Genomic DNA, 21,538 nt, shown 5'->3' with positions numbered 1-21,538 from the left:
CAGGAAGTCGTCATGTCCCGTGTGCTCTTCAAGAATGCCGCTCTGCTCGATCCGCTTCAGCCGGACCTCCTGGAGGGACATCACGTGCTGGTCGAGGACAATCTGATCAAGGAGGTCTCCGATCGGCCGCTCCAGGTGGAAGCCGACCGCATCGTCGATCTGAAGGGCAAGACGCTGATGCCCGGCCTGATCGACCTGCATGTCCATGCGATCGCCGTCGAGCTCAATCTGGCGCAGCAGGTGCATATGCCGAACGTGCTGGTGACGCTGCGCTCAACGCTGCTGCTGCGCGGCATGCTGCGGCGGGGCTTCACTACCGTGCGCGACGCCGGCGGCGCCGGCCATGCGCTGAAGCAGGCGATCGAGACCGGGCTCACCGACGGACCGCGGCTGTTCGTCTCGGGACGTGCGCTCAGCCAGACCGGCGGGCACGGCGACATGCGGGCCCGCTCGGACTACCTCGCCAGCGACGCACCGTGCCCCTGCTGCGTGCGTGTCGGCGCGCTGGCGCGCGTTGCCGATGGTGTCGACGGCGTGCGCAGGGCGGCGCGCGAGGAACTCCAGATGGGCGCCGACCAGATCAAGATCATGGCCTCCGGCGGCGTCGCTTCACCGACTGACCCGGTCGGCGCCTTCGGCTACTCCGAGGACGAGATCCGCGCCATCGTCGAGGAGGCGCGCGGGCGTCAGACCTATGTGCTCGCCCACGCCTACACCGCGGCCGCGATCGAACGCGCGGTGCGCTGCGGCGTGCGCACCATCGAGCACGGCAATCTGGTCGATGCTCCGACCGCGCAACTGATGGCCGAGAAGGGCGCCTATGTGGTGCCGACGCTGGTCACCTACGAGGCGCTGGCCAACGAGGGCGCCCAGTATGGCCTGCCGCCGGAGAGCGTGGCCAAGATCGCCGATGTCCGCGACGCCGGGCTGCGTTCGCTCACGATCTATCGCGATGCCGGCGTGAAGATGGGGTTCGGCAGCGATCTGCTTGGGCCGTCGCAGCGTCTGCAGAGCGACGAATTCCGCATCCGCGCCGAAATTCTCGGGCCGCGCGCCGTCATTGCCAGCGCGACATTGGTCGGCGCCGAGGTGCTCGGCATGGAAGGCAAGCTCGGCCGCATCATGCCCGAAGCCATCGCGGACCTGCTGGTGGTCGACGGCAACCCGCTGCGCGATGTTGCTTGCCTGCTCGGCCAAGGCGAGCACATCCCGATGGTGATGAAGGCAGGCAAGGTCCAGTTCGATCGGCTGGGCGCCTAGCGCCACATCCCGCGCATCCGCGCGCCGATGTCGACCTTTGGCCCTTGCGCGGCAGTGCGCGCTGAGCTTGCGCCGGCCTTCGGCCAGGCGGTCCGCTCGAACAGATAGACGAGCTGCTCGGGGATGAAGCGGGTGCGCGAGGCATAGACGTGGCGGTCGCCCTTGGCGGCCTGGCCGTGGGTGAAGAAGCGCTGCGGCACCACGAGGTGCAGATCGTCCTTGGCGCGCGTCATCGCGACATAGAGCAGGCGGCGTTCCTCCTCGAGTTCGGCGCTGGTGCCGGCGCCGAGATCCGACGGCATGCAGCCGTCGACGACGTTGAGCACGAACACCGATTTCCACTCCTGGCCCTTGGCGGAGTGGATAGTGGAGAGGATCAGGTAGTCCTCATCGCGCAAGGGTGGCCCGGATTTGTCGCTGGTCGCATCCGGCGGGTCGAGCGTGAGCTCGGTCAGGAATTTCTCGCGCGAGGCATAGCCGCTCGCGATCTGCTCGAGCTGCATCAGATCGGCGCGGCGCGTCTCGGAATCCTCGTGCAGGCGATCGAGATGCGGTTCGTACCACAGCCGCACGCGTTCGAGATCGGCCGGCCATTCCGAATAGCGCAGATTTTCGATGGTGCGGACGAAGTCGGTCCAGTCCGCGCCGGTGCGCGCCGGCACCGGGAGCTGGCCGATCGCGGCGAGCGGATCGGTGCTCTCGGCCATCTGGTCGAGCACACGCTGCGCCGTCGCGGGTCCAATGCCCGGCAACAGATGCAGGGTGCGGAAGCCAGCGACGCGGTCGCGCGGATTTTCGGTGAAGCGCAGCAGCGCCAGCACGTCCTTGACATGCGCGGCGTCGAGAAACTTGAGCCCGCCGAACTTGACGAAGGGAATGTTGCGGCGGGTGAGCTCGATCTCCAGCGGGCCCGAATGCGAGGACGTCCGGAACAGCACCGCCTGGTGCTTCAGGAGCGCGCCTTGCTCGCGGTTGGCCAGCACTTCCTCGACGATATAACGGGCCTGGTCGGCCTCGTCATGCACGGTGACGAGCTGCGGCTTTTGCGCGGAAGTACGGTCGGTCCAGAGGTTCTTGGTGAAACGCTCGCGCGCCAGGCCGATGACGCCGTTGGCCGCCGCCAGCACGGGTTGCGTCGAGCGGTAATTGCGGTCGAGCGTGATCATCTCGGCGCGGGGCGCGAAGCTCTGCGGAAAATCCAGGATGTTGCGGACAGTGGCCGCGCGGAACGAATAGATCGACTGCGCGTCGTCGCCGACGACGGTGAGGCCGCGTCCGTCCGGCTTCAGCGCGAGCAGGATCGAGGATTGCAGGCGGTTGGTGTCCTGATATTCGTCGACCAGCACGTGATCGAAACGGCCGCCGATTTCTTCCGCGATCAGGGCATCGCTCATCATCTGCGACCAGTAGAGCAGGAGATCGTCGTAATCGAGCACGTGCTGGGTCTGCTTGGCCTCGACATAGGCCGCGAACAGGCCCTTCAGCTCGGCCGCCCAGCCTGCGCACCAGGGATAGTGTGCCCCCAACACCTTCTCGATCTCCATCTCGGCATTGACGCAGCGCGAGTAGATCGACAGGCAGGTGCCTTTTGCGGGAAAGCGGCTCTCGGTCTTCGACAATCCGCGCTCGTGGCGGACCAGGTTCATCAGGTCGGCGGAATCCTCGCGGTCGTGAATGGTGAAGGCAGGATCGACGCCGATCCGCTCGGCATATTCGCGCAGCAACCGTGCGCCGATGCCGTGGAAGGTGCCGGCCCAGGTGAGCGCGTCGCGCATGATCGCGGCATTGTTTTCGCCGAGCACTTTCCGGGCGATGCGCTCGACGCGGCCGGCCATCTCGGCAGCGGCGCGGCGCGAGAACGTCATCAAGAGGATGCGGCGCGGATCGCTGCCCGCGACGATCAAATGCGCGACGCGGTGGGCCAGCGTATTGGTCTTGCCGGAGCCCGCACCGGCGATGACGAGCAGGGGCGCGCCCACGGTCGCACCATCGGCCACGCCATGCTCCACGGCGCGGCGTTGCTCCGCATTGAGCGTGTCCAGATATGTCGCCACGAATCGCCCCGGTGAAACAGCCAGAGTCGGCGATCCCGCTGCGAATCGCAATGCGTCTGGACGAGACCGATGTTAAGACCTAGGGACAAGACGGCCCAAGGTTCCATTCCGAAAAGCGTCTCCCGGCATGACCGAGCTCAAATCCGACCAGTTCGAGATGCGACGGCTGGAATCGCTCAGCAACACCATCTTTGGCGTCGCCATGACGTTGCTCGCCTACGACCTGCCCAAGGCCGCGGTGTTCACCAGCGCGCCCGACTGGAACGATCTCGCCCGGGTCTATTCCGGCAAGCTCGCGGGTCTTGCGCTCAGCTTCATCATCGCCGGCGTGTTCTGGATCAGCCATCACCGGCGACTGGCGCGCCAGCCCGTCGGCAGCCGCGGCGCGGTGATCCTCAATCTGTTCTTCCTGCTGTCGATCGTGCTGCTGCCGGTGACCAACGGCCTCTACACCAACTACCCCACGAGCAGTGCGGTCGCCGTGCTCTACGGCCTGCACCTGACCGCGATCGCCGGCCTCAATGCCTGGCTGTGGTGGAGGATCCTGGGCGGCTGGCGCCAGGAGATCATGGCTTCGCTGTTTCCGCTGCTGGTGTTCATCCCGGGCACGGTCGTTGCGGCGTTCGCGCCGCAAGTCGCGCCGTTCGTGTGGTTCATCGCCTTCGGCGGCCTGCTGATCCAGCGCTTCTATGTCGGGCCGACCGGGACGGACAAATAGGCCTGCCGCTCATTCGTCGGAGGGCGTCGCACCGAACCCGTCGGCCGGCACGTAAAGCTTGACCGGGCGGATTTCGTAGACCGCTGACGGATTGACCAGGCGCAGCGTCCGCGCGGCCGCGATCGCCTCCTCGTCCGTGTCGTATTCGACGAGGTGGAAGCCCAGAAGCTGCTCCTTGGTCTCGGCAAACGGGCCGTCCAGCACGACGCCCGCGCCGGGGCCGCGCAAGGTGCGGGCCTTTCGGGTCTCATCCAGGCGGGCGGCCGGGCCAAAATGCCCGCTTGCCCGGAGGGGCGCCTGAACCTCGATCACTTTGGCCACGACCGCGGCGTCCTTCTCGGGCGTCCAGGACAAGATCTCGTCTTCCACGTGATAGGCCAGGATAGCGTAAAGCATCGTCACCTCGTTGATTTTCGCTGCGCGCGTCCGAAGGACGTATCACCACCATCGCAGCCGACAATGGGCCTGCGGAAAATATTGCGTCGCGGGGTGCGGCGACGAAACCTTCCCGAAACCCGATTGCGGCCGAAAAATGTGAACGCCGCTCGAAATCGGCGCGACTGATTGCCACCAAGAACACTTCGGAGGCGGCCATGTCGACCATCAAGATCATCTGCGACGCGCGTCGGGCGGGAAAGTCGGACCCTGCGGATCTGCACGACCAGAGCGGCCACCACCGCTATTACGGCAGCTCGGCTGAGAGCGGCGGCGAGCGCATCGTCGAAAGCCGGCGCGGCAAGCGCCCGCCCGCAATGAGCGTTTGCGGCTTCTAAGCCCAACGCTTGCGAAACAGCCTGCAACCATGAACGTCGTGCAGATATCGATCGCCGCGATGCCGTTCCTGCTCTCACTCGCGAGCAGGTCCGGCAAGGCGATCGCGCCATGCCTGCTTGCGGGCATCTTCACCGTGCTTCTCGGCGACGAGCCGCCGCGGGCGGCCATGGCCTGGTGCGTCGGGCTGCTGATCGCGGCGGTAGCGGTGCGGGAGCGGCTTCGCACGAACTGACTGCGTATCACATCCCGCTCAGCACCTGCTTGATCAGGGTTTCCCGCAACTGTGCGAGGTCGCCGCTCGCCTCCATCTGCGCGATCATCCTTCCGACCTTCGGCACGAGATCGCGATGCCGTTCATGCAGATGGTGGTAGATGCTGATGCGCTCGAGTGGTGGTGAGAGCGGACGGATCCTGGCCTGCAGATTGAGTTTCTTCACCGCAGCCAACCCGCTGAAGAGGTCGGTGACCATCACGTCGAAGCGGTCGGCATCGAGCATCTTGACCATGTTGTCGAGGCTTGTGGTCGCCGTGACCCGGGTCATGCCGCGCGTGCCGGCTTCCGACGAGCCGACGCCGCGTACGATGCCGATGCTGTAGTCCCTGATCGAATTCCAGCCGGCGACGTCGAACTGCAGTTTCGTGGTGAAGACAGTGGGCTCGATGTAATTGATCGCAGGTGTCACCTGGAGCAGCGTCGGATAGTCGCGAGACAACGTTCCGATCCGCTGGATCTCGCCGTCCACCTCGCCGGTACTCGACAGCGTGAGCGCGCGCTTGCCGGGGACATCCTCGAATTCGAGCTTGATGTTCAGCCGGGCATAGACCGCGCGGAGCATCTCGCCGCCGACATATTGATCGGGGATATCGGCGATGCGTGCCAGCCGGATGACCTCTTGCCCCTGCGACGGGCCTGCCGCGAGCAGCAACAGCCAGACCACGACTATCCGCCTCATGACGCATCTCCCTGGCCATGCCTTGGGCGTGCTCTGCTACCATCGGATTCCGGTGCCGCGCGATCTATCTCAGATGGCAGCTGCGCCGGTCCGCAACGTTGATAGCGCGTTCTCGTTGTGCGGGCGGCTCCGGACTTTCACCGATGTTATTCTAGCACGGGAGGTGGTAGTTTGCGTGAATCCTGTTGCTGGGCGCAAGATATGACCCTGTCGAGCTCAAGCCGCCCAAGGGCCGACAGGATCAAGGGCCGACAGGATCGCCACGTCTACGCGTGCTGAGGCAGGGCCTCAACCGTTCACCTTGCTCGCGGCTGCGATCGGTAAGCTGAGCAGGTGCCGCCATTTTCGAGGACATGGTGCATGGGCAACGCAGGTGACGATGAGACCAAGCGTGGCCGCGCCATTGCGCCGGCGGCTGCGAAGCAGGATTTGACCGGCATCGGCGCCGCGCTCGCGCCTGCGATGTTCGCGGCGCTCCTGTCGCGGATCTTCAACTGGTCGCGCAGCGGCGTCGGGCCCCGGCTGCTGGCCGCCGTGCTGCTGTTCTCGTCGGCCGTGACGCTGACCCTGACCGCGCTCCAGCTCTATCTGGATTACAATCGTGAGGTCGGACTGATCGAGACGCGGCTCGACGAGATCGGCCGCAGCACCACGGGCAGCCTCGGAGAGAGCCTGTGGAATCTCGACCAGAACCAGCTCAAGCTCCAGCTCGATGGTATTCTGCGGCTGCCCGACATCCGTGCGGCGGAGGTCCGCGAGATCGCCGATCGGCCCAATCCGATCCGGGTCGAAGTCGGCGAGCGAAACACCCGTTCGATCATGACCCGGGAATTTCCGCTGAGCACGATGGTGCAGGGGACCTCGCGTGCCATCGGCACGCTCCGGGTCGAGGCGACGCTGACCGACGTCTATCAGCAATTGTTGAACAGGGCCCTCGTCATTCTGGCAAGCCAGGCGGCAAAGACGTTCCTCGTCTCGTTGTTCATCATCTACATGTTTCATCTGCTGGTGACGCGGCATCTCGTCGCCATCGCTGAGTACGTCGGCAAGTACAGCCTCGGACGGCCGCCGCCGCCGCTGCGCCTGGAGCGCCGGCCGCCTTACGAGGCCGACGAGCTGGACAAGGTGGTCGTTGCTTTCAACGCCATGTGCGCCAACCTCGAACATGCCTATGGCGAGCTGCGCGAGGCCAATGGCAATCTCGAGCGTGACCTGAAGATCCGGCAGCGCGCCGAGGAGAACGCCCACGCGAGCGAGCAGCGCTTCCGTGATTATGCCGAGACCGCATCCGACTGGTTCTGGGAGACCGGGCCGGATCACGCGTTCACTTACATCTCTGATCGGTCCGACTCCTTCGGGATAGATCGAACCGCCATGATCGGCAAGCGCCGCTTCGATGTCGCGCTCGGCCGCTCCACCGAGGCGCAGAAATGGCGCGCGCACATCGCCACCTTGGAGCGGCACGAGCCGTTCCGGAAATTCGAATATCGCGCCCTTACGGCCGGGGGCGCGCGCTATTTCAGCGTCAGCGGGCGGCCGGTGTTCGCCGCGGACGGATCTTTCAGGGGCTATCGCGGCTCGGCCACCGACCTGACCGAGCAGCACGAGACCGAGGAGCGGCTTCGTCAATCCCAGAAGATGGATGCGATCGGTCAGCTCACCGGTGGCGTCGCGCATGACTTCAACAACGTGCTCACCGTCATCACCGGCACCATCGAGATCATCCGGGAGGGGCTGGCGGACAAGCCCGACCTCGCCGCGATCGCCCAGCTCATCGACGACGCGGCGGCGCGAGGCGCTGAGATCACCTCGCAGCTGTTGACCTTTGCGCGTCGCCAGCCGCTGGAGCCGCACGAGATCGACGTCAATGGCCTCGTGCTCGAGACGGCGAAGCTGTTGAAGCCGATCCTGGGCGGAAACGTCGAAATCGTGACCCGCCTCGCGGACGACGCCTGGCCGGCGATGGCCGATCCGTCGCAGCTGTCGTCGGCGATCATCAATCTCGCGGTCAATGCGCGCGATGCGATGCCTCGCGGCGGCACGCTGACGCTCGAGTCCGCAAACCGCGAGTTCGATGGCGCGGATGGTGCCGGTGACGGCGACGCCACGCGCGGCGCCTTCATCATGGTCGCGGTGGCCGACACCGGCCATGGCATCCCCGCCGACATCCGCGACCGCGTGTTCGAGCCGTTCTTTACCACCAAAGGGGTCGGTCGCGGCACCGGGCTCGGCCTCAGCATGGTCTACGGTTTCGCCAAGCAGAGCGGCGGCAGCGTTGCGATCGAGAGTGAGGAAGGCCGCGGCACCGTGATTCGGCTGTTTCTGCCGCGATCTGCGGGCGGAGCGCAGGCGAGGACCGGGTCGCTGCAGGCGCCCGCGGCGGCACGCGGGCACGAGACGATTCTCGTCGTCGAGGACGATCCGCTGGTGCAGGGCTATGTCATCGCCCAGCTCGGCAGCCTCGGCTATCGCACCCTCGCAGCCGGCGACGGCGCAACTGCGCTTGCGCTGGTGCAGCAGGGCGCCCAATTCGATCTGCTGTTCACCGATATCATCATGCCCGGCGGCATGAACGGGCAGGAATTGGCCGAGGCCGTGCGGCGCCTCCGCCCGGAGATGAGGGTGCTCTATACGTCCGGCTATACCGACAACGCCCTCGACCACGAGGGTCATCTCGGTCCCGGCGTTGCGCTGCTGAGGAAGCCGTACCGGAAGGCGGACCTGTCATTGAGGATCCGCGAGGTGCTCGCCGGCGAACCGCCCCCTGAGCAGCACGCTTGATACCAATGAAAAAGGCGCGGCGGGGAGGCCCCCGTCGCGCCCGATTTCTTGCTCGCTGGTCCCAGGGCTGAGAGCGCCCCGATGCCAAGCCCTTATTCAAAGCTTAGCGGGCGATCCCAGCGAGGTGACAGCGCTTGGTAAAAGACACTGGATCACCTCCTTTCGTTGGTTGCGGAAGACATCAATATAGGCGGCAATTCCGGTGTTGTTAAGGGGAGGCGGGTCGGGAGGAACCAACAGCTGTTCGCAAGGCCGGGAAGGCGCTGGAAGGCCGTTTCTTGAGCAGTCTTGGGCCGTTGATCTTGGGCAGTTGAGACCGCCGCCCGGCCGTGTTAGGGAGCCCCTGTCGCGGGTGTAGCTCAATGGTAGAGCAGCAGCCTTCCAAGCTGAATACGAGGGTTCGATTCCCTTCACCCGCTCCAACGTCTCCGTAAATTTCACTTGCAACTCAGTGAGTTGCACGACGGAGTCCTGCAGGCAAGCGTGCCGCGCAGGTTTTTCACAGATGATTCGGGCGCAGGTCGGGCGCATTTAGAGCATCGTTTTTTCCGGCTGCTGCTCTAAGCACGCGACGATCTTTTTTGATCACGCGATGTCACGCGAGGCCGATGATCAAATACAATCAAGACACCGAGCGAGCCGGACGCTTGCGATCTTGAAGGAGATGTATGGGAGCGAAGACGGTTAGCACGGCAATCGAAGACATGAAGAAAACATGGCCAATCGGTGAGCGAGTTGAGCTCAAGCTGATGATGATCGCTCAGATCTGCGAGTACAGCACCAGTGCCAATAGCCTGCCGCATGTAGCCCGGATCGCGAAAGAGGCAGTGAACATCATTCGCGCGCACCGTGCTGGCGATGAATCCACTGCATCATCGTCCTCGTCGCAGCCGGTCTCTCCCAATCTGCCCGCGTAATCACCGAATGTCACGCGAAGCCATTCATCAGGCCTAACCAGTGACAACAAACTAAGCGCTACGAAACAACGTGGCGAAAGATCATGAACATTTCTTCCTGCAATGACCGGTGATGCGCTTTTTCACCGGACTGCATCAGCCTAGTGATGCCCAGCACTTCGACGCCGCTTTCATCTCGGTTCACCGACTGCGTAATCGCAAATCAGGGTTCAAGGTCGGCGATTGGATCATGGACAGCGGGGCGTTTAGCACGATCATGAAGCACGCTGGTTATCCCCACCCAGTTAGCGAGTACGCCGAGCAGGTCAAGAGATGGTCGACCAACGGGAACCTCCTTGCAGCTGTAGCGCAGGATTACATGTGCGAGGAGCACATGCTGAAAATCACTGGAATGACCATTGACCAACACCAGGGGCTAACAGTGGAAAGATACGACGCTTTGGTAGCTTGTGATGTTGGCGGCGTGACGATTATTCCAGTTCTTCAGGGATATGCCCCATCTGACTATGTAAAGCACATCCGCATGTATGGGGCACGGCTCAAGCCAGGGATGTGGGTTGGAGTGGGTTCAGTGTGCAAACGAAACGGTGACATATCTGCCATTGAGGGCGTTCTGCTAGCGGTCCACAAGGAGCGCCCCGATCTCCTCCTTCACGGGTTCGGTCTCAAGACAACTGCGCTATCGAGCGGACTTGTGCAGAAACTCCTTCACACTGCCGACTCCATGGCATGGAGCTATGCGGCTCGAATAGAAGGGCGCAACGCCAATGACTGGAAGGAGGCGAAAGCATGGACGGCTCGAATTCTGAGCCGACCTGTACAGCATCCGCTGTTCATCTAGACTTCAACACAATGAACCAAACTATGCTTTTTGAGCTATCTCAGTCGTTCACATTCGACGCAGCCCATACGTTGACAAGAACTGTTCCGCTGGTTGAGTACCAGTCGAGCAAGCGAATACATGGGCACACCTACACAGCGGAGGTAGTCATTCGTGGGCTACCAGGCGCGTCTGGAATGCTTGAGATCAAGCAGGATGGAAAGAAAAAACCTGTGGTCGTCGACCTTTTCGTGCTCAAAGGAGCCATTGAGAAGGTCAGATCAAAATTGGATCACCACTTTCTTGATGAAGTTGAGGGCCTTGGGGCTGCTACCCTCGAAAACTTGTGCGTGTTCATCGCCAACGAAATTGGTGCGCATCTGCCTGTCGGATCAGTGGTTGTGTCGAGGCATGCCGGTGACAAGTGTCGGTTGTCGCTATGTTGAATCGATTGGTTGTCGCGCAAATGTCGTGATCTCAGAATAGGTCCATGGTGATCCTATTCTTCAAATCAGTAAAAGATGGCGGCCCCGACAAAGAGCCCATCGAACACAAGATGCGCCGCATCCTCGAATCACACGTCGAGGAGGCTGAGACCGACGAGGCGCGGGAGAGGGCCGAGCGGGATCTTCGCAAGTTCGGTGCACATCACAGCCTGTGATTGAGGTGGACTACGGTATTCACTAGGTTGCGCGGAAGGCTGCGAAGCCGATACTTAGGGCCATGCCAGACTGGCGGGTACCTAAATGACGTTCGAATTCCGTAAAACTGCTGATGTTGGGGCCAGGCACCATGTCGTGGCCCGCTTAGGCGTCCAGACGTCAGAGCTGGTTCAGTGGTTTCCTCCAGGGGAGGACAAGGACAGGATCCTCAGTCTCTATTTAGAGACATTGATGCAGCGCCTGCTCGACTGCCATCAGTTCAAAGATTCCCTTTCAGAGAAGCTGATCGCTTGTAATTCCGACTGGTCCACCCAGAAGGTCGATAGGCTTCGCCTGATACCGCACGTCGCCGGGCTGGTGGGTATCGCAGAGAGCTTCCTGTATGCATCAAAGAACTACCTTCGAGACCTGCTCAGGCTATTTGAAATCTTGTATAGCTGCCATCTGAAGGATGCCAGCACCTTTGCTGATCTCAAAGGTAAGGGCGACAGTGATCTGGTTAAGTGGTCGACTGCCACGTTCGGCGCTGACGACCAGATTACTGTGCTGCTTAGGACAGAGCAGGAATGGACGGCCAAGTTCATCAGAATGCGAAATGCCGTGGAGCACCCGGGAGGCTACTCTGGCAACCTGATCATCCATAACATCGTGGTGCACCCGACCGAGCCGGGGATGTTAATACCTCCGGCTTGGGAACTGGGCGAGAGCCAGCATAGTGATATCCTCAATGACATGACGGTCGGCCTTGATAATTTGCTGACCCTTGCCGAGGACCTGCTGGCGGATGCGGTGGTGCGCAAGGCTCCATTCAGAAACCTGCGTATCTGCCAGAGACCAGCAGACGAGCGTGATCCTTCGTGCCCAGTGCGGCTGTACGTCGGCATGAACACGTAATTTGCCGAGAGCATGACTTCCGAAAAAGCGAAATTTACCGAATTTTCGGGCGCTATTCGGGCGCAAGATACCGTGACGATGGGCGATTTTGAGTGAAGTCGGGTGATATAGGTGTTTGATCTACAGCGTTGAAATGAGTAGATAAATGATGCTAAGTGAAGTTTGGAGATGGTAGTGTTATCGGACTTCCAAGCTGAATACGAGGGTTCGATTCCCTTCACCCGCTCCAAGGCTTTCAATGCCAGCCCGAAGACAGGGGTCACGGTACGTACCTAAGACGTGGGTGACAGCCTCGTGCCGAATGGGTTGTCGAGAGGTTGCAGGGTTTTCTGCTCCAGGTCGAAGTATCTCAGATCAGAATGCATGAAGCTGACGAGCCAAATGCCCTCGCTCAGCGCGAGGGTTCTTGCAGCTGCACTCGGAGGCGTGACTCGTGTGTCGAATACCGGGAGCGGTAAGTTGAAGGCCAAGGCGAGCGCTCCCCGGAAAAAGCGGCGAGCTGCCCAGCCCAACGCCTCTTGGCCGTAGTGTCCGGCGCCGAGCGAAGGCAACCACGCGCTCAATTGGTTCGGTCGCCGGACCTGGCCTTCTTGGGTGAAGCAACACCTCGCTCCCGGCGGGACTTCGCAGGAGCTTCAGGTTCGATCCCATTCTGCTGGTCGAACTTCCTGATCCACGATTGAATGTAGCCCGGATCGTCCGGACAAAGCTGTTCAAGCAAACGAAGGTTCTGCGCTCTGAATTCCACTAGGGTTTTCGGCAATTGTGCCTCCTCAAAACCCTGCCCATATCTAGGCTGCTGCATCGGGAAAAAGTGGTCAAGCCAAAAAGGGCGCTTGAAAAAATCGGTGCGTTGATGCAGCGCCGACAGCGAAAACCCCGCTGGGGAAAGCGGGGCTTTCTGGTAGGAGTGAAGCTTAGGGACGCTTCGACTGTATGACGCGCGATAGCGAAAAGGTTCAAAGCCTAAAAGGCGAACCACGCCAACACCGCAATGATCGGAATGATTGCCACGCCGAAAAGCACCAAGGGTGCAGGTTCATTGCCGGTCCTGTTGCTCAATGCTGATCTCCTTAAAATGTCTCGGGTTAGCGGCGTGCCAAGGGGCTTTTAGGGGCTCAAACGTCACGTTTTCGGACTTGGCTGCGGCGCAGGTGTGGCTTGCGGAGAAGGTGCCGGATTGCTCAGTTGCTGAGGCGCTGCGGCCTCGCCGCCTGCGTGAGGAACGCAGGTACCGATGTTGCTGAGCAGCCGTTTGGCCTGGAGGTCGCGCACCTTTGAGTATTCGCGTCGTCGCTCGATATTGGCCGCGGCCCATCGGTCCCAAGCCTCGAAAGCGTCCGTATAGTGCTTTCGCATCTGCTCCTCGGCGGCAAGGCAATCGGCAAACTTGTCGAAAACCAGGTCGGTGTTGACCGGGGTCATGCCTCCTACCAAGACAACGAGCATCCATTTCATCTTGCCGATCGCCTTTCGCGCCGGGCGAATTCTCCGCTAACGCGCGGAATTCCGTCCACTGTGGTTAGATGGCCCGACGGCTGCGACCAGCTACAAAACCGTAGACGAAAAGCACGATGATGGCGCCTACCACTGCCCCCACTAGTCCTGCGCCTTCTCCTGGCCGGTACCAGCCGAGGGATTGGCCAAGATAGGTCGCAACGAATGCGCCCACTATTCCCAGGATCGTGGTCAGGATGAAACCCGAGGGCTCGTTGTCGCCGGGCATGATGAACTTCGCGATGACGCCGGCGATGAAACCGATGATGATCGTCCAAATGATGCTCATATCTTTTCTCGAGTCTTAGGAGTGTTATCCCGCGGATTGCGCCGGAAGACGTCCGTCCGGCGTGTATTTGTCCACCGCTGCCGGGAGTTCGCGCGACAATCGGTCGAGGATCTCCTGCTGAGACAGGCCGGTCTGCTGCTCCAGTTTTTGAAGAACGTCCGGACCGATCGCCTGCTGGAGTTCGGGCGGGGTGACTTCGCGGTTTGGCCCCTGATTGATCCAGGATTGAGCCGCATCGCCTTGCCCGTTCTGCCTGAAGTGTTCGAGCAACTCGCCGATCCCGCCGTTCAGCAGCGAACCGACACCGCCGCCTCCCACAAGGCCGCCAAGATTGCCGAGCATGCCGCCCAGGGAATCCTTGGTACCCGACGGCTGACCAGAGGTAGCATTGCGAAACATGTCGGCGAGCTTGTCCCGATTTTGATAACCGGCGATTGCGAGCATACCCAAGAGGGCGGTCATCGATGGCATTCCGCGGCTCATTTCGGGCTCCTGAGTTCGATGATGGGCAATCGTGTGCAAGAAATGGCGCCCGCCTTGTACTGGCCGCCGCATCACTCATCGCCCACAACATATGCGGGGCTGGGAAGTTCCACGTTTTCCCAGAACCACGTTTCCTCGGAACGATGGGCTGTCAGTCATTGCCAGTCCCGAACAAATTGATGCGTCTCGCTTGACCGACTTGGCGTTTCGGGTCGGCAGAGCGACTCTATTCCTGTTCGCTATCCTTCTCCTCGCGCTGCTTGCGGGCACGATCGACTGCGCCGCCCTGGGGCTGCCCGCTGACCTTCACGCCGGGGAGATGATCGATCTTGTTGTTGGCCGCATCTTCGGAACGCTGCAACTCACGATCGATGATGTCGCGTGATCCTTCGGCCGGTTCCTTGTCGAATGGGCTCTTGATGTTGGTGCTCATGATTGATCCTGCTCGTCGCCGCATGTTGATTTGTTGAGGCAAGCTCGGCTCGCGCCCATCGTTCCTGTCGAGGCGGCAGCTTTTGTGCCGGCTTTTTATTCCCTGTGGTCGTCGATTTCGGGGGCGACCTGTCCGTAGTTCAGCAGGGCGACGAGGGTCGTCCCGCCCAGAATATTGCCGAGGAGTGTCGGCACGAAAAAGTCCGAGGCATATTGTGAGAGCGACGCCCGCCCGCTCTGTACGAGAAAGGCGCACTCGACCGAGCCCGCGATGATATGCGCGAACTGGCCGAGCGCGACCACATAGGTCATCACGACGATGATGTGTGCGCGCGATCCCTTGGTCGCTGGAAGAAGCCACGCCATCAAGGCGATCAGCCAGCCGGCAAAGATCGCTCGGACAAGGGTCGTCGCGAACGTGCCCTCGATGGTGTGGCGGCTGAGATCGACGAAGGCGTCCACGATGCGTGGTTCGAAGATGCTGGTGTGCGCGAGCACGTATCCGACCGCCCAGGTTCCCAAGATGTTGGAGGCGAGGACCAGACCCCACAGTTTGATCACGCTTCCCAGCGTGCCGAGATCCCTGTTGTGCAACAGCGGCAGCATCGGCGTCAGCGTGTTCTCGGTGAAGAGCTGCTGCCGTCCCAGCACCACGACCAGGAAACCGACGGTGTAGCCGAGCGGGGCCACCAGGCGGCGGGTGGCCTCGTCGGAAATCAGCGCGTGAAACTCGCCCTGGACGATCAGGGACAATCCCATCGAAAGGCCGGCGGCGAGACCGGACAGCACGATGGCCCACCATCGCCGTTCCAGCTCCTGCTCACCCTCGGCGCGGATCGTCTCATGGATCAGCGCTGCGCTAGGCCGGCTCTGGGATTCGATCTGTTTCGTCTGCCGCCGCGAGACGCCGTCGAGCTTCGAGGCTGGATTGAAGGAGGCGCCGTCGCCAGGCTGGTCCACTCCGCGGTCTCCTGAAGGGCTGGTTCATCTCAATGCCTGGATCAAGGCCCGCACCGGCAAGGGGTTCCTCGTGAGTGCTTCGACGCCGCGGCGCTGTTGAGGCACGGGGCGCTGAGGCCGACCATCAGGAACCTTCGCTGGAAGCGGGTGTTTTCCACCGGGGAGGGGTGGCGACCTGACAAGAGGCCAACCGTGCAAGACAATTTGCGTGTGCGCTCGACCGCGCAAATCGCAGGCCATCCGATTCATCCGATGCTGGTGCCGATCCCGATCGCGTGCTTCATCGGGGCGCTGCTGACCGACATCGCCTATGTCATCACTGCCGAGATCATGTGGGCGGATTTTTCCGCCTGGCTTCTGGTTGTCGGCGTCATCTTCGGCGTGCTGGCCGCCATCGCCGGCCTGACCGATTTTCTCGGCAACCGCCTGGTGCGGGCGCAGCCGCCGGCCTGGCCGCATCTGATCGGCAACGCGCTGGCGCTGGTCCTGGCGACCATCAATGCGTTGATCCACACGCGCGATGCCTGGACCTCGGTGTGGCCGACCGGGCTCCTTCTTTCAGCCATCACCGTATTGATCCTGCCGGTCACCGGCTGGCTCGGCTGGGCCATGGTGTACCGCCACGGCGTAGGAGTTGCGCGATGAACTCCGCAATCGCTAGGGCTCTGTTGTGTGCCTCGCTGCTGTGTCTGGCCGGCTGCAATGACGGCAGTGGCGATCCGAAGGCGCAAACCGGCGCCAACCCGACGCTTCCCGACATCCAGCAATATCTGCTGCCGCCGATGCACATCGCGCGCATCGTCGGCTGGAAAAAGGACGAGACGCCGGCCGTTGCGCAAGGCTTGCAGGCCAAGGCCTTCGCGACTGGCTTGCAGCATCCCCGATTCCTCTACGTGCTGCCCAACGGCGACGTGCTGGTGGTGGAATCCAAGGCGCCGAAGGGCGCTCCGATCAAGCGGCCCAAGGAAATCGTGATGGGATACATCGAGTCCTGGGCGACATCCGGCGGCGACACCGGCGAGAGCAACCGCATCACGCTGCTGCGCGATAGCAACGGCGACGGCGTCCCGGACACGCAAAGCGTCTTCCTCGACCATCTCAACTCCCCGTTCGGCGTCGCGCTGGTCGGCAACGATCTCTATGTCGCCAACACCGATGCGATCGTCAAATATCCCTACACCGAAGGCGATACCAAGATCACCGCGCCGGGCACGGTGCTGACGCCGCTGCCGGGCGGACCGATCGACCATCACTGGACCAAGAGCCTGGTCGCGAGCCCAGACGGCTCGAAGCTCTATGCCGGCGTCGGCTCCAACAGCAACATCACCGAGAACGGCATGGAGGCCGAGCACAATCGCGCCGCCATCCTCGAGATCGACCGTGCCAGCGGCCGCTGGCGCATCTTCGCGAGCGGCTTGCGCAATCCCAACGGCCTCAGCTTCGAGCCGCAGACGGGGGCGCTGTGGACGGTGGTGAACGAGCGCGACGAACTCGGTCCCGATCTCGTGCCGGACTACATGACGTCGGTGAAGGACGGCGGCTTCTATGGCTGGCCCTACAGCTATTACGGCCAGCACGTCGATCCGCGCGTCAAGCCGGAGCGTCCCGACCTCGTCGCCAAGGCGATCGTGCCTGACTACGCGCTGAGCTCGCATGTCGCGCCGCTTGGAATGGCTTTCAACACAAGCGCGAGTTTGCCGGCGGCCTATCGCGGCGGCGCCTTCGTCGGCGAGCACGGCAGTTGGAACAGGCAGGTCTTGAACGGCTACAAGGTGGTGTTCGTGCCGTTCACGGACGGCAGGCCCAGCGGCCCGCCGCAGGACGTCGTCACCGGCTTCCTCAACAGCGACAACCAGGCGCGCGGGCGGCCCGTCGGCGTCGCCATCGACAAGACCGGCGCGCTGCTGGTCGCCGATGACAGCGGCAACACGGTGTGGCGCGTGTCGGCGGCGCACCCGCAGCTCACGCAGCGATAGATCTCGAGGAGTTAAATGATGGGCCTTGCTCAATACACGATCGTCCCCGTGCAGGACGAATGGGGCGTGCTGCACGACGGCGACGTCAAGAACAGATACTCCACCAAGGAAGCGGCCTTCGAGTCGGCGGTTGCCGCAGCATCGTTGGCGCTTCGCGAGGGGCACGAAGTTCATGTCAGCGTGCCCGGCCGCGAAGCCGGCGAAAACGCGCTGGGAATTTGATGGACACTCCGAGCGACACACTTCAGGAGCCTGCGATGACCAAGCCCCGTGAGCCGAACGGCATTGAGCCCTCCCGCTCCGAAGACGACATCCAGCGCGACCAGCTCGGGCCGCGCGGCGTGCCGAATGCGCCGGATCCGGCCAAGATGACACCTCAACGCGACAAGAAAACGCCGAAGCAGGTCGATCCCGGCCATACAGCCTGACGGCTGCCGGCGGCTTTTCTGTTCGGCCGGTAAGTCGCCGCACCGGCGGTCGTCGACTACGCCGCCGCAACGATATCCGTCTTGGCAAAGTCGTCGCCGACATAAAGAAGTGCGCAGCCATGCTCCTTGGCGACATCGTAGGCGAAGCAGTCACCAAAGTTGAGACCGGCAGGACGAATGCCTTTGCCCCAACGCGAGTAGATTTGCGCCACGCGTTCGGCCGAAGCTTGGGTCACCGAGATCACGTTCAAACCGAGATCGTTGATCAGCTTGTTCATCTCTTCGTCGACGCCCCGCCGTGCCGCGACGATCAGGCTTTCTGCAACGGAGGCCGCCGAGATCAGGATTTCGTCGGCGGTGTCCAGCGCGGTGATGCAAGCATCGGCTTGCGGTTCGTCAAGCACAATCGCCATCAGTGCGGAGGTATCGACCGCGATCATTCCGGCAGTCCGTCATCGCCGAAAAGAAAGTCCTGACTGCGTGCGGCGCTCGGTCCGGGAATAGCCTTGGCCCCGCCGGTCCTTCGGGCCGCCTCGAGCAGGGTCCGGCGGGCGGCGCGGTCCGGCGGAAGCTTGACCGGGACGAGCCGCACCGCCGGATGTCCATGCCGCGTCAGGATCACCTCGTCGCCGGCCTCTGCGCGGCGGACAAGATCGGTCAATTGTCCTTTTGCGTCGGTAACGGAGACCCGCATCTCACTGTCCTTCCTCAATTTCCATAAAATGGACCATGCAATGGTCCAATGTCAACCACCTCCCACCAGCCATCGTCGGACGCGATCTCGCGGCCGATCTAGATGAGCCTGCCGGCGGTGTTCGCCGGGACGTGGGCTCTCGCACAAATAACATCATGTTAGGTTTGTCGAATAACTGGGTAATTGTGTTAGCCCGGCGATAGCCTATCGTCGCCACCAAGCAGACACCCATCGGCAGTGACAAGCGCTCGCGAAACTCCGCAGAGCGGCCGGAGAGTGCTGCCCAATTTTGAGCGAAGCCCGTCAACGGGACGTCAGCAAAACCCAAGGCCCAAGGGAGGAATCTTGAGATGACCGCGATCCATCAGATGAGTCAGTCCAGGAAAGCCGCTGCCAGCGGCTGGATCGGGTCGGCTCTCGAATATTATGACTTCTTCATCTACGCGACCGCCGCGTCACTGATCTTCCCGCAAATCTTCTTCCCGTCGGAGAATCCCACCGTCGCGATCGTCGCCTCGCTGGCGACCTATGGCGTCGGCTATGTGGCTCGTCCGATCGGTGCCTTCGTGCTCGGACACTGGGGCGACACCCATGGCCGCAAGACGGTTCTCATCGTCTGCATGTTCCTGATGGGCATCTCGACGATGGCCGTGGGTATCCTGCCGACCTATCAGCAGGTTGGCATCCTGGCGCCAATTCTGCTCGTCATTCTGCGCCTCGTGCAGGGATTTGCCGTTGCCGGCGAAATCTCAGGCGCAAGCTCGATGATCTTGGAGCACGCGCCGTTCGGTCGGCGGGGCTTCTATGCCAGCTTCGCCCTTCAGGGGGTGCAGGCCGGACAGATCCTCGCCGCAGCAATCTTCCTGCCCTTGGCGGCCTATATGCCGACCGAGGCCTTCAACAGCTGGGGCTGGCGGATTCCCTTCCTGCTCAGCTTCTTCGTCATCGTCGCGGGCTACATCATCCGTCGCGAAGTCGACGAGACCCCTGCCTTTGCCCGCGAGGGCGAACGGGGAGAAACGCCGCGCGCGCCCATCGTCCAGGCCATCAAGCTGAGCTGGCGCGACATGCTCAGGGTCATCTGCATGGCGCTGATGAATGTCATTCCTGTCGTTGCGACCATCTTCGGCGCGGCCTATGCGGTGCAGCCGGCCTACGGGATCGGTTTTGCCAAGGACGTCTATCTCTGGATCCCCGTGCTCGGAAACATGCTGGCGGTGTTCGTCATTCCCTTCGTCGGCAATCTCTCCGACAAGGTCGGCCGCAAGCCTCCGATCATCGTAGGCGCGCTTCTCTCCGGCTTGCTCGCCTTTTGCTATCTCTATGCCATCAGCATCAGGAATGTGCCGCTGGCAATCTTGGTGTCGCTGCTGATGTGGGGCGTAGTTTATCAGGGCTACAACGCGATTTTCCCGAGCTTTTACCCGGAGCTGTTTCCGACCCGCACCCGCGTCTCGGCGATGGCGATATCGCAGAACATCGGAACCACCATCACCGCATTGCTTCCCGCCCTGTTTGCGACCGTCGCGCCTCCCGGCTCGACAAACATCCCGTTAACGGTGGGGGCGATTGCCTTCGCTATCACGGTCATCGCCGCGCTGGCGGCCCTGACCGCGCGGGAAACCTATCGGATCAGGATCGACGATCTCGGCAATCCCAATGCCGTTCCGATGCCGCGGGCAGATTATGACCGCCAGCGGGCCGGCGATGCAGTGAGCGGGGCTGCCACGGTTCGGACCTGACGGTATGGTAGAGGGAACTGCCGCCGCGATCGACGATGTTCGCGGCGACAGGGCCTCACTGCATAGTCAGGCTGCCGATTCGAATTTGGTGCGCGTGAGCGCAATCAATATGAGGTTGCAAGATGAACCCCGTCGTCGTCGCTGTCGCCATCACCGGCTCCGTTCCGCGCAAGAAGGACAATCCCGCGGTCCCGATCCTGCCGTCCGAACAGATCGAGTCGACGCACCAGGCCTTCGAAGCCGGTGCCACGCTCGCCCACATCCATGTCCGCAACGACGACGAGACGCCGTCCTCCGATCCCGAGCGTTTCGCCGTGGTGCAGGAGGGCATCAAGAAGCACTGTCCTGACATGATCGTTCAGTTCTCGACCGGCGGGCGGGGCCGCGATCCCTCGGCGCGCGGATCGTCGCTCTACCTGAAGCCCGACATGGCCTCGCTGTCCACAGGATCGGTGAACTTTCCGACCATTGTCTACGAGAACAGCGCCGCGCTGGTGGAGACTCTCGCCACCGGCATGAAGGCGAATGGCATCCGGCCGGAAATTGAGATCTTCGATCTGTCGCATCTGCACGGGGCCCGCCGCTTGATCGAGGCCGGGCTGATCGACGCGCGTCCGCACGTGCAGTTCGTCATGGGCGTCAAGAACGCCATGCCCGCGGACGAGCATGTCCTCGACATTCTGCTGGGAGAGCTCAGGCGGCTGATCCCGAAGGCGACGTGGACGGCAGCCGGGATCGGACGCCACCAGGCCGAGGTCATGGGCTGGGCGCTGGCGCGGGGCTCCGATGCGGTCCGCACCGGACTCGAGGACAATATCAGGATCGACAAGGCGCGCCTCGCAGCCAGCAATGCCGAGCTCGTGGCCGTCGCCGGTGAGGCTGTCGCGCGCCACGGCCGGCGCGTGGCGACTGCGGCCGAGGCGCGATCCCTGCTCGGGATCGCGGGAGCTCCTGCCGCCTCCTGACATGCTCCCGGCCGCCTGCTGCCATTCGGCGGCCGGCGTATCCCTGCACTGAGTCCGGGCGTAAGACTGGCGTCACAGGCGTGATCTGCGCCTGGCGGGCAGGCGACGGTTGGAATGCGGTTTCTGAAATCTGACAGCAGGCTCATCGGGGTCCTGCTGGTGCTCGCGGTCTCCCAGCTTGTTGGGTGGGGTACGATAGGTCTTCCCGCCATCGTCGGACGCGATCTCGCGGCCGATCT

General features: G+C 62.4%; 27 protein-coding genes, 1 tRNA gene and 1 pseudogene. 18 read left to right on the top strand and 11 right to left on the bottom strand.

Going from position 1 to position 21,538, the window contains the following annotated elements:
• Positions 1 to 12 precede the first annotated feature (12 nt).
• A complete protein-coding gene (locus IVB47_RS26525) occupies positions 13 to 1,260 on the top strand; it encodes an amidohydrolase family protein (RefSeq protein ID WP_247465717.1) in 1,248 nt (415 codons plus the stop codon).
• Here IVB47_RS26525 and IVB47_RS26520 read toward each other — a convergent pair.
• Entirely contained in the window at positions 1,257 to 3,314 is a 2,058-nt protein-coding gene (locus IVB47_RS26520; RefSeq protein ID WP_247465715.1) for an ATP-dependent helicase, read from the bottom strand. The two genes, IVB47_RS26525 and IVB47_RS26520, sit on opposite strands and share 4 nt — an antisense overlap.
• A 127-nt stretch (positions 3,315 to 3,441) precedes the next feature.
• On the opposite strand from IVB47_RS26520, the gene IVB47_RS26515 reads away from it, so the two are divergent.
• Positions 3,442 to 4,032, top strand: a complete 591-nt coding sequence (locus IVB47_RS26515) for a TMEM175 family protein (protein WP_247287077.1) — start codon at positions 3,442 to 3,444, stop codon at positions 4,030 to 4,032.
• A gap of 9 nt (positions 4,033 to 4,041) precedes the next feature.
• Here the strand turns inward: IVB47_RS26515 and IVB47_RS26510 are convergent, their stop codons facing one another.
• Positions 4,042 to 4,428 (bottom strand): YciI family protein, encoded by a 387-nt coding sequence (locus IVB47_RS26510; protein WP_247465756.1) that lies wholly within the window; start codon positions 4,426 to 4,428, stop codon positions 4,042 to 4,044.
• Positions 4,429 to 4,625: 197 nt separating this feature from the next.
• On the opposite strand from IVB47_RS26510, the gene IVB47_RS26505 reads away from it, so the two are divergent.
• A complete protein-coding gene (locus IVB47_RS26505) occupies positions 4,626 to 4,805 on the top strand; it encodes a hypothetical protein (RefSeq protein ID WP_247396531.1) in 180 nt (59 codons plus the stop codon).
• A 29-nt stretch (positions 4,806 to 4,834) separates the two neighbouring features.
• A complete protein-coding gene (locus IVB47_RS26500) occupies positions 4,835 to 5,038 on the top strand; it encodes a hypothetical protein (protein WP_247396533.1) in 204 nt (67 codons plus the stop codon).
• Between the two features lie 7 nt (positions 5,039 to 5,045).
• On the opposite strand, the gene IVB47_RS26495 is transcribed toward IVB47_RS26500, so the two are convergent.
• Complete coding sequence (locus IVB47_RS26495) at positions 5,046 to 5,759, bottom strand: transporter substrate-binding domain-containing protein (RefSeq protein WP_247465713.1); 714 nt, start codon at positions 5,757 to 5,759, stop codon at positions 5,046 to 5,048.
• 360 nt (positions 5,760 to 6,119) lie between these two features.
• Here IVB47_RS26495 and IVB47_RS26490 point away from each other — a divergent pair, with 360 nt between their 5' ends.
• From IVB47_RS26490 to IVB47_RS26460, 7 genes are all read left to right on the top strand, one after another.
• A complete protein-coding gene (locus tag IVB47_RS26490; RefSeq protein ID WP_247465711.1) occupies positions 6,120 to 8,540 on the top strand; it encodes an ATP-binding protein in 2,421 nt (806 codons plus the stop codon).
• Between the two features lie 348 nt (positions 8,541 to 8,888).
• Positions 8,889 to 8,962: transfer RNA gene (locus tag IVB47_RS26485), tRNA-Gly, on the top strand.
• Positions 8,963 to 9,208: 246 nt separating this feature from the next.
• Positions 9,209 to 9,457 carry a hypothetical protein gene (locus IVB47_RS26480; RefSeq protein ID WP_247465709.1) on the top strand — a complete coding sequence of 83 codons (249 nt, stop codon included), beginning with the start codon at positions 9,209 to 9,211 and terminating at the stop codon, positions 9,455 to 9,457.
• Between the two features lie 112 nt (positions 9,458 to 9,569).
• Positions 9,570 to 10,298, top strand: a complete 729-nt coding sequence (locus tag IVB47_RS26475; protein WP_247465707.1) for a hypothetical protein — start codon at positions 9,570 to 9,572, stop codon at positions 10,296 to 10,298.
• Positions 10,247 to 10,723, top strand: coding sequence for a 6-carboxytetrahydropterin synthase (locus tag IVB47_RS26470; protein WP_346730814.1), 477 nt, complete (start codon positions 10,247 to 10,249; stop codon positions 10,721 to 10,723). The genes IVB47_RS26475 and IVB47_RS26470 overlap by 52 nt, the downstream gene beginning before the upstream one ends.
• Before the next feature lie 44 nt (positions 10,724 to 10,767).
• Positions 10,768 to 10,938 carry a hypothetical protein gene (locus tag IVB47_RS26465; protein ID WP_247465706.1) on the top strand — a complete coding sequence of 57 codons (171 nt, stop codon included), beginning with the start codon at positions 10,768 to 10,770 and terminating at the stop codon, positions 10,936 to 10,938.
• An 85-nt stretch (positions 10,939 to 11,023) separates the two neighbouring features.
• Positions 11,024 to 11,833 carry a hypothetical protein gene (locus IVB47_RS26460; RefSeq protein ID WP_247465703.1) on the top strand — a complete coding sequence of 270 codons (810 nt, stop codon included), beginning with the start codon at positions 11,024 to 11,026 and terminating at the stop codon, positions 11,831 to 11,833.
• Positions 11,834 to 12,392: 559 nt separating this feature from the next.
• On the opposite strand, the gene IVB47_RS26455 is transcribed toward IVB47_RS26460, so the two are convergent.
• From IVB47_RS26455 to IVB47_RS26430, 6 genes are all read right to left on the bottom strand, one after another.
• Positions 12,393 to 12,815, bottom strand: a complete 423-nt coding sequence (locus IVB47_RS26455; protein ID WP_247465701.1) for a hypothetical protein — start codon at positions 12,813 to 12,815, stop codon at positions 12,393 to 12,395.
• 143 nt (positions 12,816 to 12,958) lie between these two features.
• Positions 12,959 to 13,291, bottom strand: a complete 333-nt coding sequence (locus tag IVB47_RS26450) for a hypothetical protein (protein ID WP_247287070.1) — start codon at positions 13,289 to 13,291, stop codon at positions 12,959 to 12,961.
• 64 nt (positions 13,292 to 13,355) lie between these two features.
• Positions 13,356 to 13,619 carry a GlsB/YeaQ/YmgE family stress response membrane protein gene (locus IVB47_RS26445; RefSeq protein WP_018459399.1) on the bottom strand — a complete coding sequence of 88 codons (264 nt, stop codon included), beginning with the start codon at positions 13,617 to 13,619 and terminating at the stop codon, positions 13,356 to 13,358.
• Positions 13,620 to 13,643: 24 nt separating this feature from the next.
• Entirely contained in the window at positions 13,644 to 14,102 is a 459-nt protein-coding gene (locus IVB47_RS26440; RefSeq protein ID WP_247362783.1) for a YidB family protein, read from the bottom strand.
• A 226-nt stretch (positions 14,103 to 14,328) separates the two neighbouring features.
• Positions 14,329 to 14,535 (bottom strand): hypothetical protein, encoded by a 207-nt coding sequence (locus IVB47_RS26435; RefSeq protein WP_027567534.1) that lies wholly within the window; start codon positions 14,533 to 14,535, stop codon positions 14,329 to 14,331.
• Between the two features lie 95 nt (positions 14,536 to 14,630).
• Positions 14,631 to 15,494, bottom strand: coding sequence for a formate/nitrite transporter family protein (locus tag IVB47_RS26430; protein ID WP_247465699.1), 864 nt, complete (start codon positions 15,492 to 15,494; stop codon positions 14,631 to 14,633).
• A 192-nt stretch (positions 15,495 to 15,686) separates the two neighbouring features.
• On the opposite strand from IVB47_RS26430, the gene IVB47_RS26425 reads away from it, so the two are divergent.
• From IVB47_RS26425 to IVB47_RS26410, 4 genes are read left to right on the top strand one after another with little or no spacing between them, the layout of a single operon-like run.
• The gene (locus IVB47_RS26425; RefSeq protein WP_027567532.1) at positions 15,687 to 16,139 is read left to right on the top strand and encodes a DUF2231 domain-containing protein; all 453 of its coding nucleotides are present in this window, start codon (positions 15,687 to 15,689) and stop codon (positions 16,137 to 16,139) included.
• Positions 16,136 to 17,470, top strand: coding sequence for a sorbosone dehydrogenase family protein (locus tag IVB47_RS26420; RefSeq protein WP_247465696.1), 1,335 nt, complete (start codon positions 16,136 to 16,138; stop codon positions 17,468 to 17,470). The genes IVB47_RS26425 and IVB47_RS26420 overlap by 4 nt, the downstream gene beginning before the upstream one ends.
• An 18-nt stretch (positions 17,471 to 17,488) precedes the next feature.
• Positions 17,489 to 17,692 (top strand): hypothetical protein, encoded by a 204-nt coding sequence (locus tag IVB47_RS26415; RefSeq protein ID WP_007611681.1) that lies wholly within the window; start codon positions 17,489 to 17,491, stop codon positions 17,690 to 17,692.
• Positions 17,693 to 17,727: 35 nt separating this feature from the next.
• The gene (locus IVB47_RS26410) at positions 17,728 to 17,898 is read left to right on the top strand and encodes a hypothetical protein (RefSeq protein ID WP_007611679.1); all 171 of its coding nucleotides are present in this window, start codon (positions 17,728 to 17,730) and stop codon (positions 17,896 to 17,898) included.
• Between the two features lie 56 nt (positions 17,899 to 17,954).
• On the opposite strand, the gene IVB47_RS26405 is transcribed toward IVB47_RS26410, so the two are convergent.
• On the bottom strand, positions 17,955 to 18,338 hold the full coding sequence (locus IVB47_RS26405; RefSeq protein ID WP_085351261.1) for a type II toxin-antitoxin system VapC family toxin: 384 nt from the start codon (positions 18,336 to 18,338) through the stop codon (positions 17,955 to 17,957).
• Positions 18,335 to 18,592, bottom strand: a complete 258-nt coding sequence (locus IVB47_RS26400) for a type II toxin-antitoxin system prevent-host-death family antitoxin (RefSeq protein WP_027567528.1) — start codon at positions 18,590 to 18,592, stop codon at positions 18,335 to 18,337. The genes IVB47_RS26405 and IVB47_RS26400 overlap by 4 nt, the downstream gene beginning before the upstream one ends.
• A 350-nt stretch (positions 18,593 to 18,942) precedes the next feature.
• On the opposite strand from IVB47_RS26400, the gene IVB47_RS26395 reads away from it, so the two are divergent.
• From IVB47_RS26395 to IVB47_RS26385, 3 genes and pseudogenes are all read left to right on the top strand, one after another.
• Positions 18,943 to 20,334, top strand: a complete 1,392-nt coding sequence (locus IVB47_RS26395) for an MFS transporter (RefSeq protein WP_247396550.1) — start codon at positions 18,943 to 18,945, stop codon at positions 20,332 to 20,334.
• Positions 20,335 to 20,456: 122 nt separating this feature from the next.
• Complete coding sequence (locus tag IVB47_RS26390) at positions 20,457 to 21,299, top strand: 3-keto-5-aminohexanoate cleavage protein (protein ID WP_247465693.1); 843 nt, start codon at positions 20,457 to 20,459, stop codon at positions 21,297 to 21,299.
• A 114-nt stretch (positions 21,300 to 21,413) separates the two neighbouring features.
• Positions 21,414 to 21,538 (top strand): annotated as a pseudogene (locus IVB47_RS26385) (MFS transporter); the annotation flags it as partial.

Source organism: Bradyrhizobium sp. 62 (genome assembly GCF_023073035.1).
Classification (GTDB): Bacteria; Pseudomonadota; Alphaproteobacteria; order Rhizobiales; family Xanthobacteraceae; genus Bradyrhizobium.
Note: the sequence above shows the minus strand (reverse complement) of the source record. Positions and strands in the feature narration are given on the sequence as shown.

Coding starts and splice junctions, on each gene's coding strand:
- IVB47_RS26470 (WP_346730814.1), top strand. CDS start 10,247: ATGGACGGCTCGAATTCTGAGCCGACCTGTACAGCATCCGCTGTTCAT.
- IVB47_RS26515 (WP_247287077.1), top strand. CDS start 3,442: ATGACCGAGCTCAAATCCGACCAGTTCGAGATGCGACGGCTGGAATCG.
- IVB47_RS26435 (WP_027567534.1), bottom strand. CDS start 14,535: ATGAGCACCAACATCAAGAGCCCATTCGACAAGGAACCGGCCGAAGGA.
- IVB47_RS26500 (WP_247396533.1), top strand. CDS start 4,835: ATGAACGTCGTGCAGATATCGATCGCCGCGATGCCGTTCCTGCTCTCA.
- IVB47_RS26460 (WP_247465703.1), top strand. CDS start 11,024: ATGACGTTCGAATTCCGTAAAACTGCTGATGTTGGGGCCAGGCACCAT.
- IVB47_RS26440 (WP_247362783.1), bottom strand. CDS start 14,102: ATGAGCCGCGGAATGCCATCGATGACCGCCCTCTTGGGTATGCTCGCA.
- IVB47_RS26445 (WP_018459399.1), bottom strand. CDS start 13,619: ATGAGCATCATTTGGACGATCATCATCGGTTTCATCGCCGGCGTCATC.
- IVB47_RS26400 (WP_027567528.1), bottom strand. CDS start 18,592: ATGCGGGTCTCCGTTACCGACGCAAAAGGACAATTGACCGATCTTGTC.
- IVB47_RS26420 (WP_247465696.1), top strand. CDS start 16,136: ATGAACTCCGCAATCGCTAGGGCTCTGTTGTGTGCCTCGCTGCTGTGT.
- IVB47_RS26405 (WP_085351261.1), bottom strand. CDS start 18,338: ATGATCGCGGTCGATACCTCCGCACTGATGGCGATTGTGCTTGACGAA.
- IVB47_RS26410 (WP_007611679.1), top strand. CDS start 17,728: ATGACCAAGCCCCGTGAGCCGAACGGCATTGAGCCCTCCCGCTCCGAA.
- IVB47_RS26510 (WP_247465756.1), bottom strand. CDS start 4,428: ATGCTTTACGCTATCCTGGCCTATCACGTGGAAGACGAGATCTTGTCC.
- IVB47_RS26390 (WP_247465693.1), top strand. CDS start 20,457: ATGAACCCCGTCGTCGTCGCTGTCGCCATCACCGGCTCCGTTCCGCGC.
- IVB47_RS26490 (WP_247465711.1), top strand. CDS start 6,120: ATGGGCAACGCAGGTGACGATGAGACCAAGCGTGGCCGCGCCATTGCG.
- IVB47_RS26450 (WP_247287070.1), bottom strand. CDS start 13,291: ATGAAATGGATGCTCGTTGTCTTGGTAGGAGGCATGACCCCGGTCAAC.
- IVB47_RS26525 (WP_247465717.1), top strand. CDS start 13: ATGTCCCGTGTGCTCTTCAAGAATGCCGCTCTGCTCGATCCGCTTCAG.
- IVB47_RS26395 (WP_247396550.1), top strand. CDS start 18,943: ATGACCGCGATCCATCAGATGAGTCAGTCCAGGAAAGCCGCTGCCAGC.
- IVB47_RS26495 (WP_247465713.1), bottom strand. CDS start 5,759: ATGAGGCGGATAGTCGTGGTCTGGCTGTTGCTGCTCGCGGCAGGCCCG.
- IVB47_RS26480 (WP_247465709.1), top strand. CDS start 9,209: ATGGGAGCGAAGACGGTTAGCACGGCAATCGAAGACATGAAGAAAACA.
- IVB47_RS26465 (WP_247465706.1), top strand. CDS start 10,768: ATGGTGATCCTATTCTTCAAATCAGTAAAAGATGGCGGCCCCGACAAA.
- IVB47_RS26505 (WP_247396531.1), top strand. CDS start 4,626: ATGTCGACCATCAAGATCATCTGCGACGCGCGTCGGGCGGGAAAGTCG.
- IVB47_RS26475 (WP_247465707.1), top strand. CDS start 9,570: ATGCGCTTTTTCACCGGACTGCATCAGCCTAGTGATGCCCAGCACTTC.
- IVB47_RS26415 (WP_007611681.1), top strand. CDS start 17,489: ATGGGCCTTGCTCAATACACGATCGTCCCCGTGCAGGACGAATGGGGC.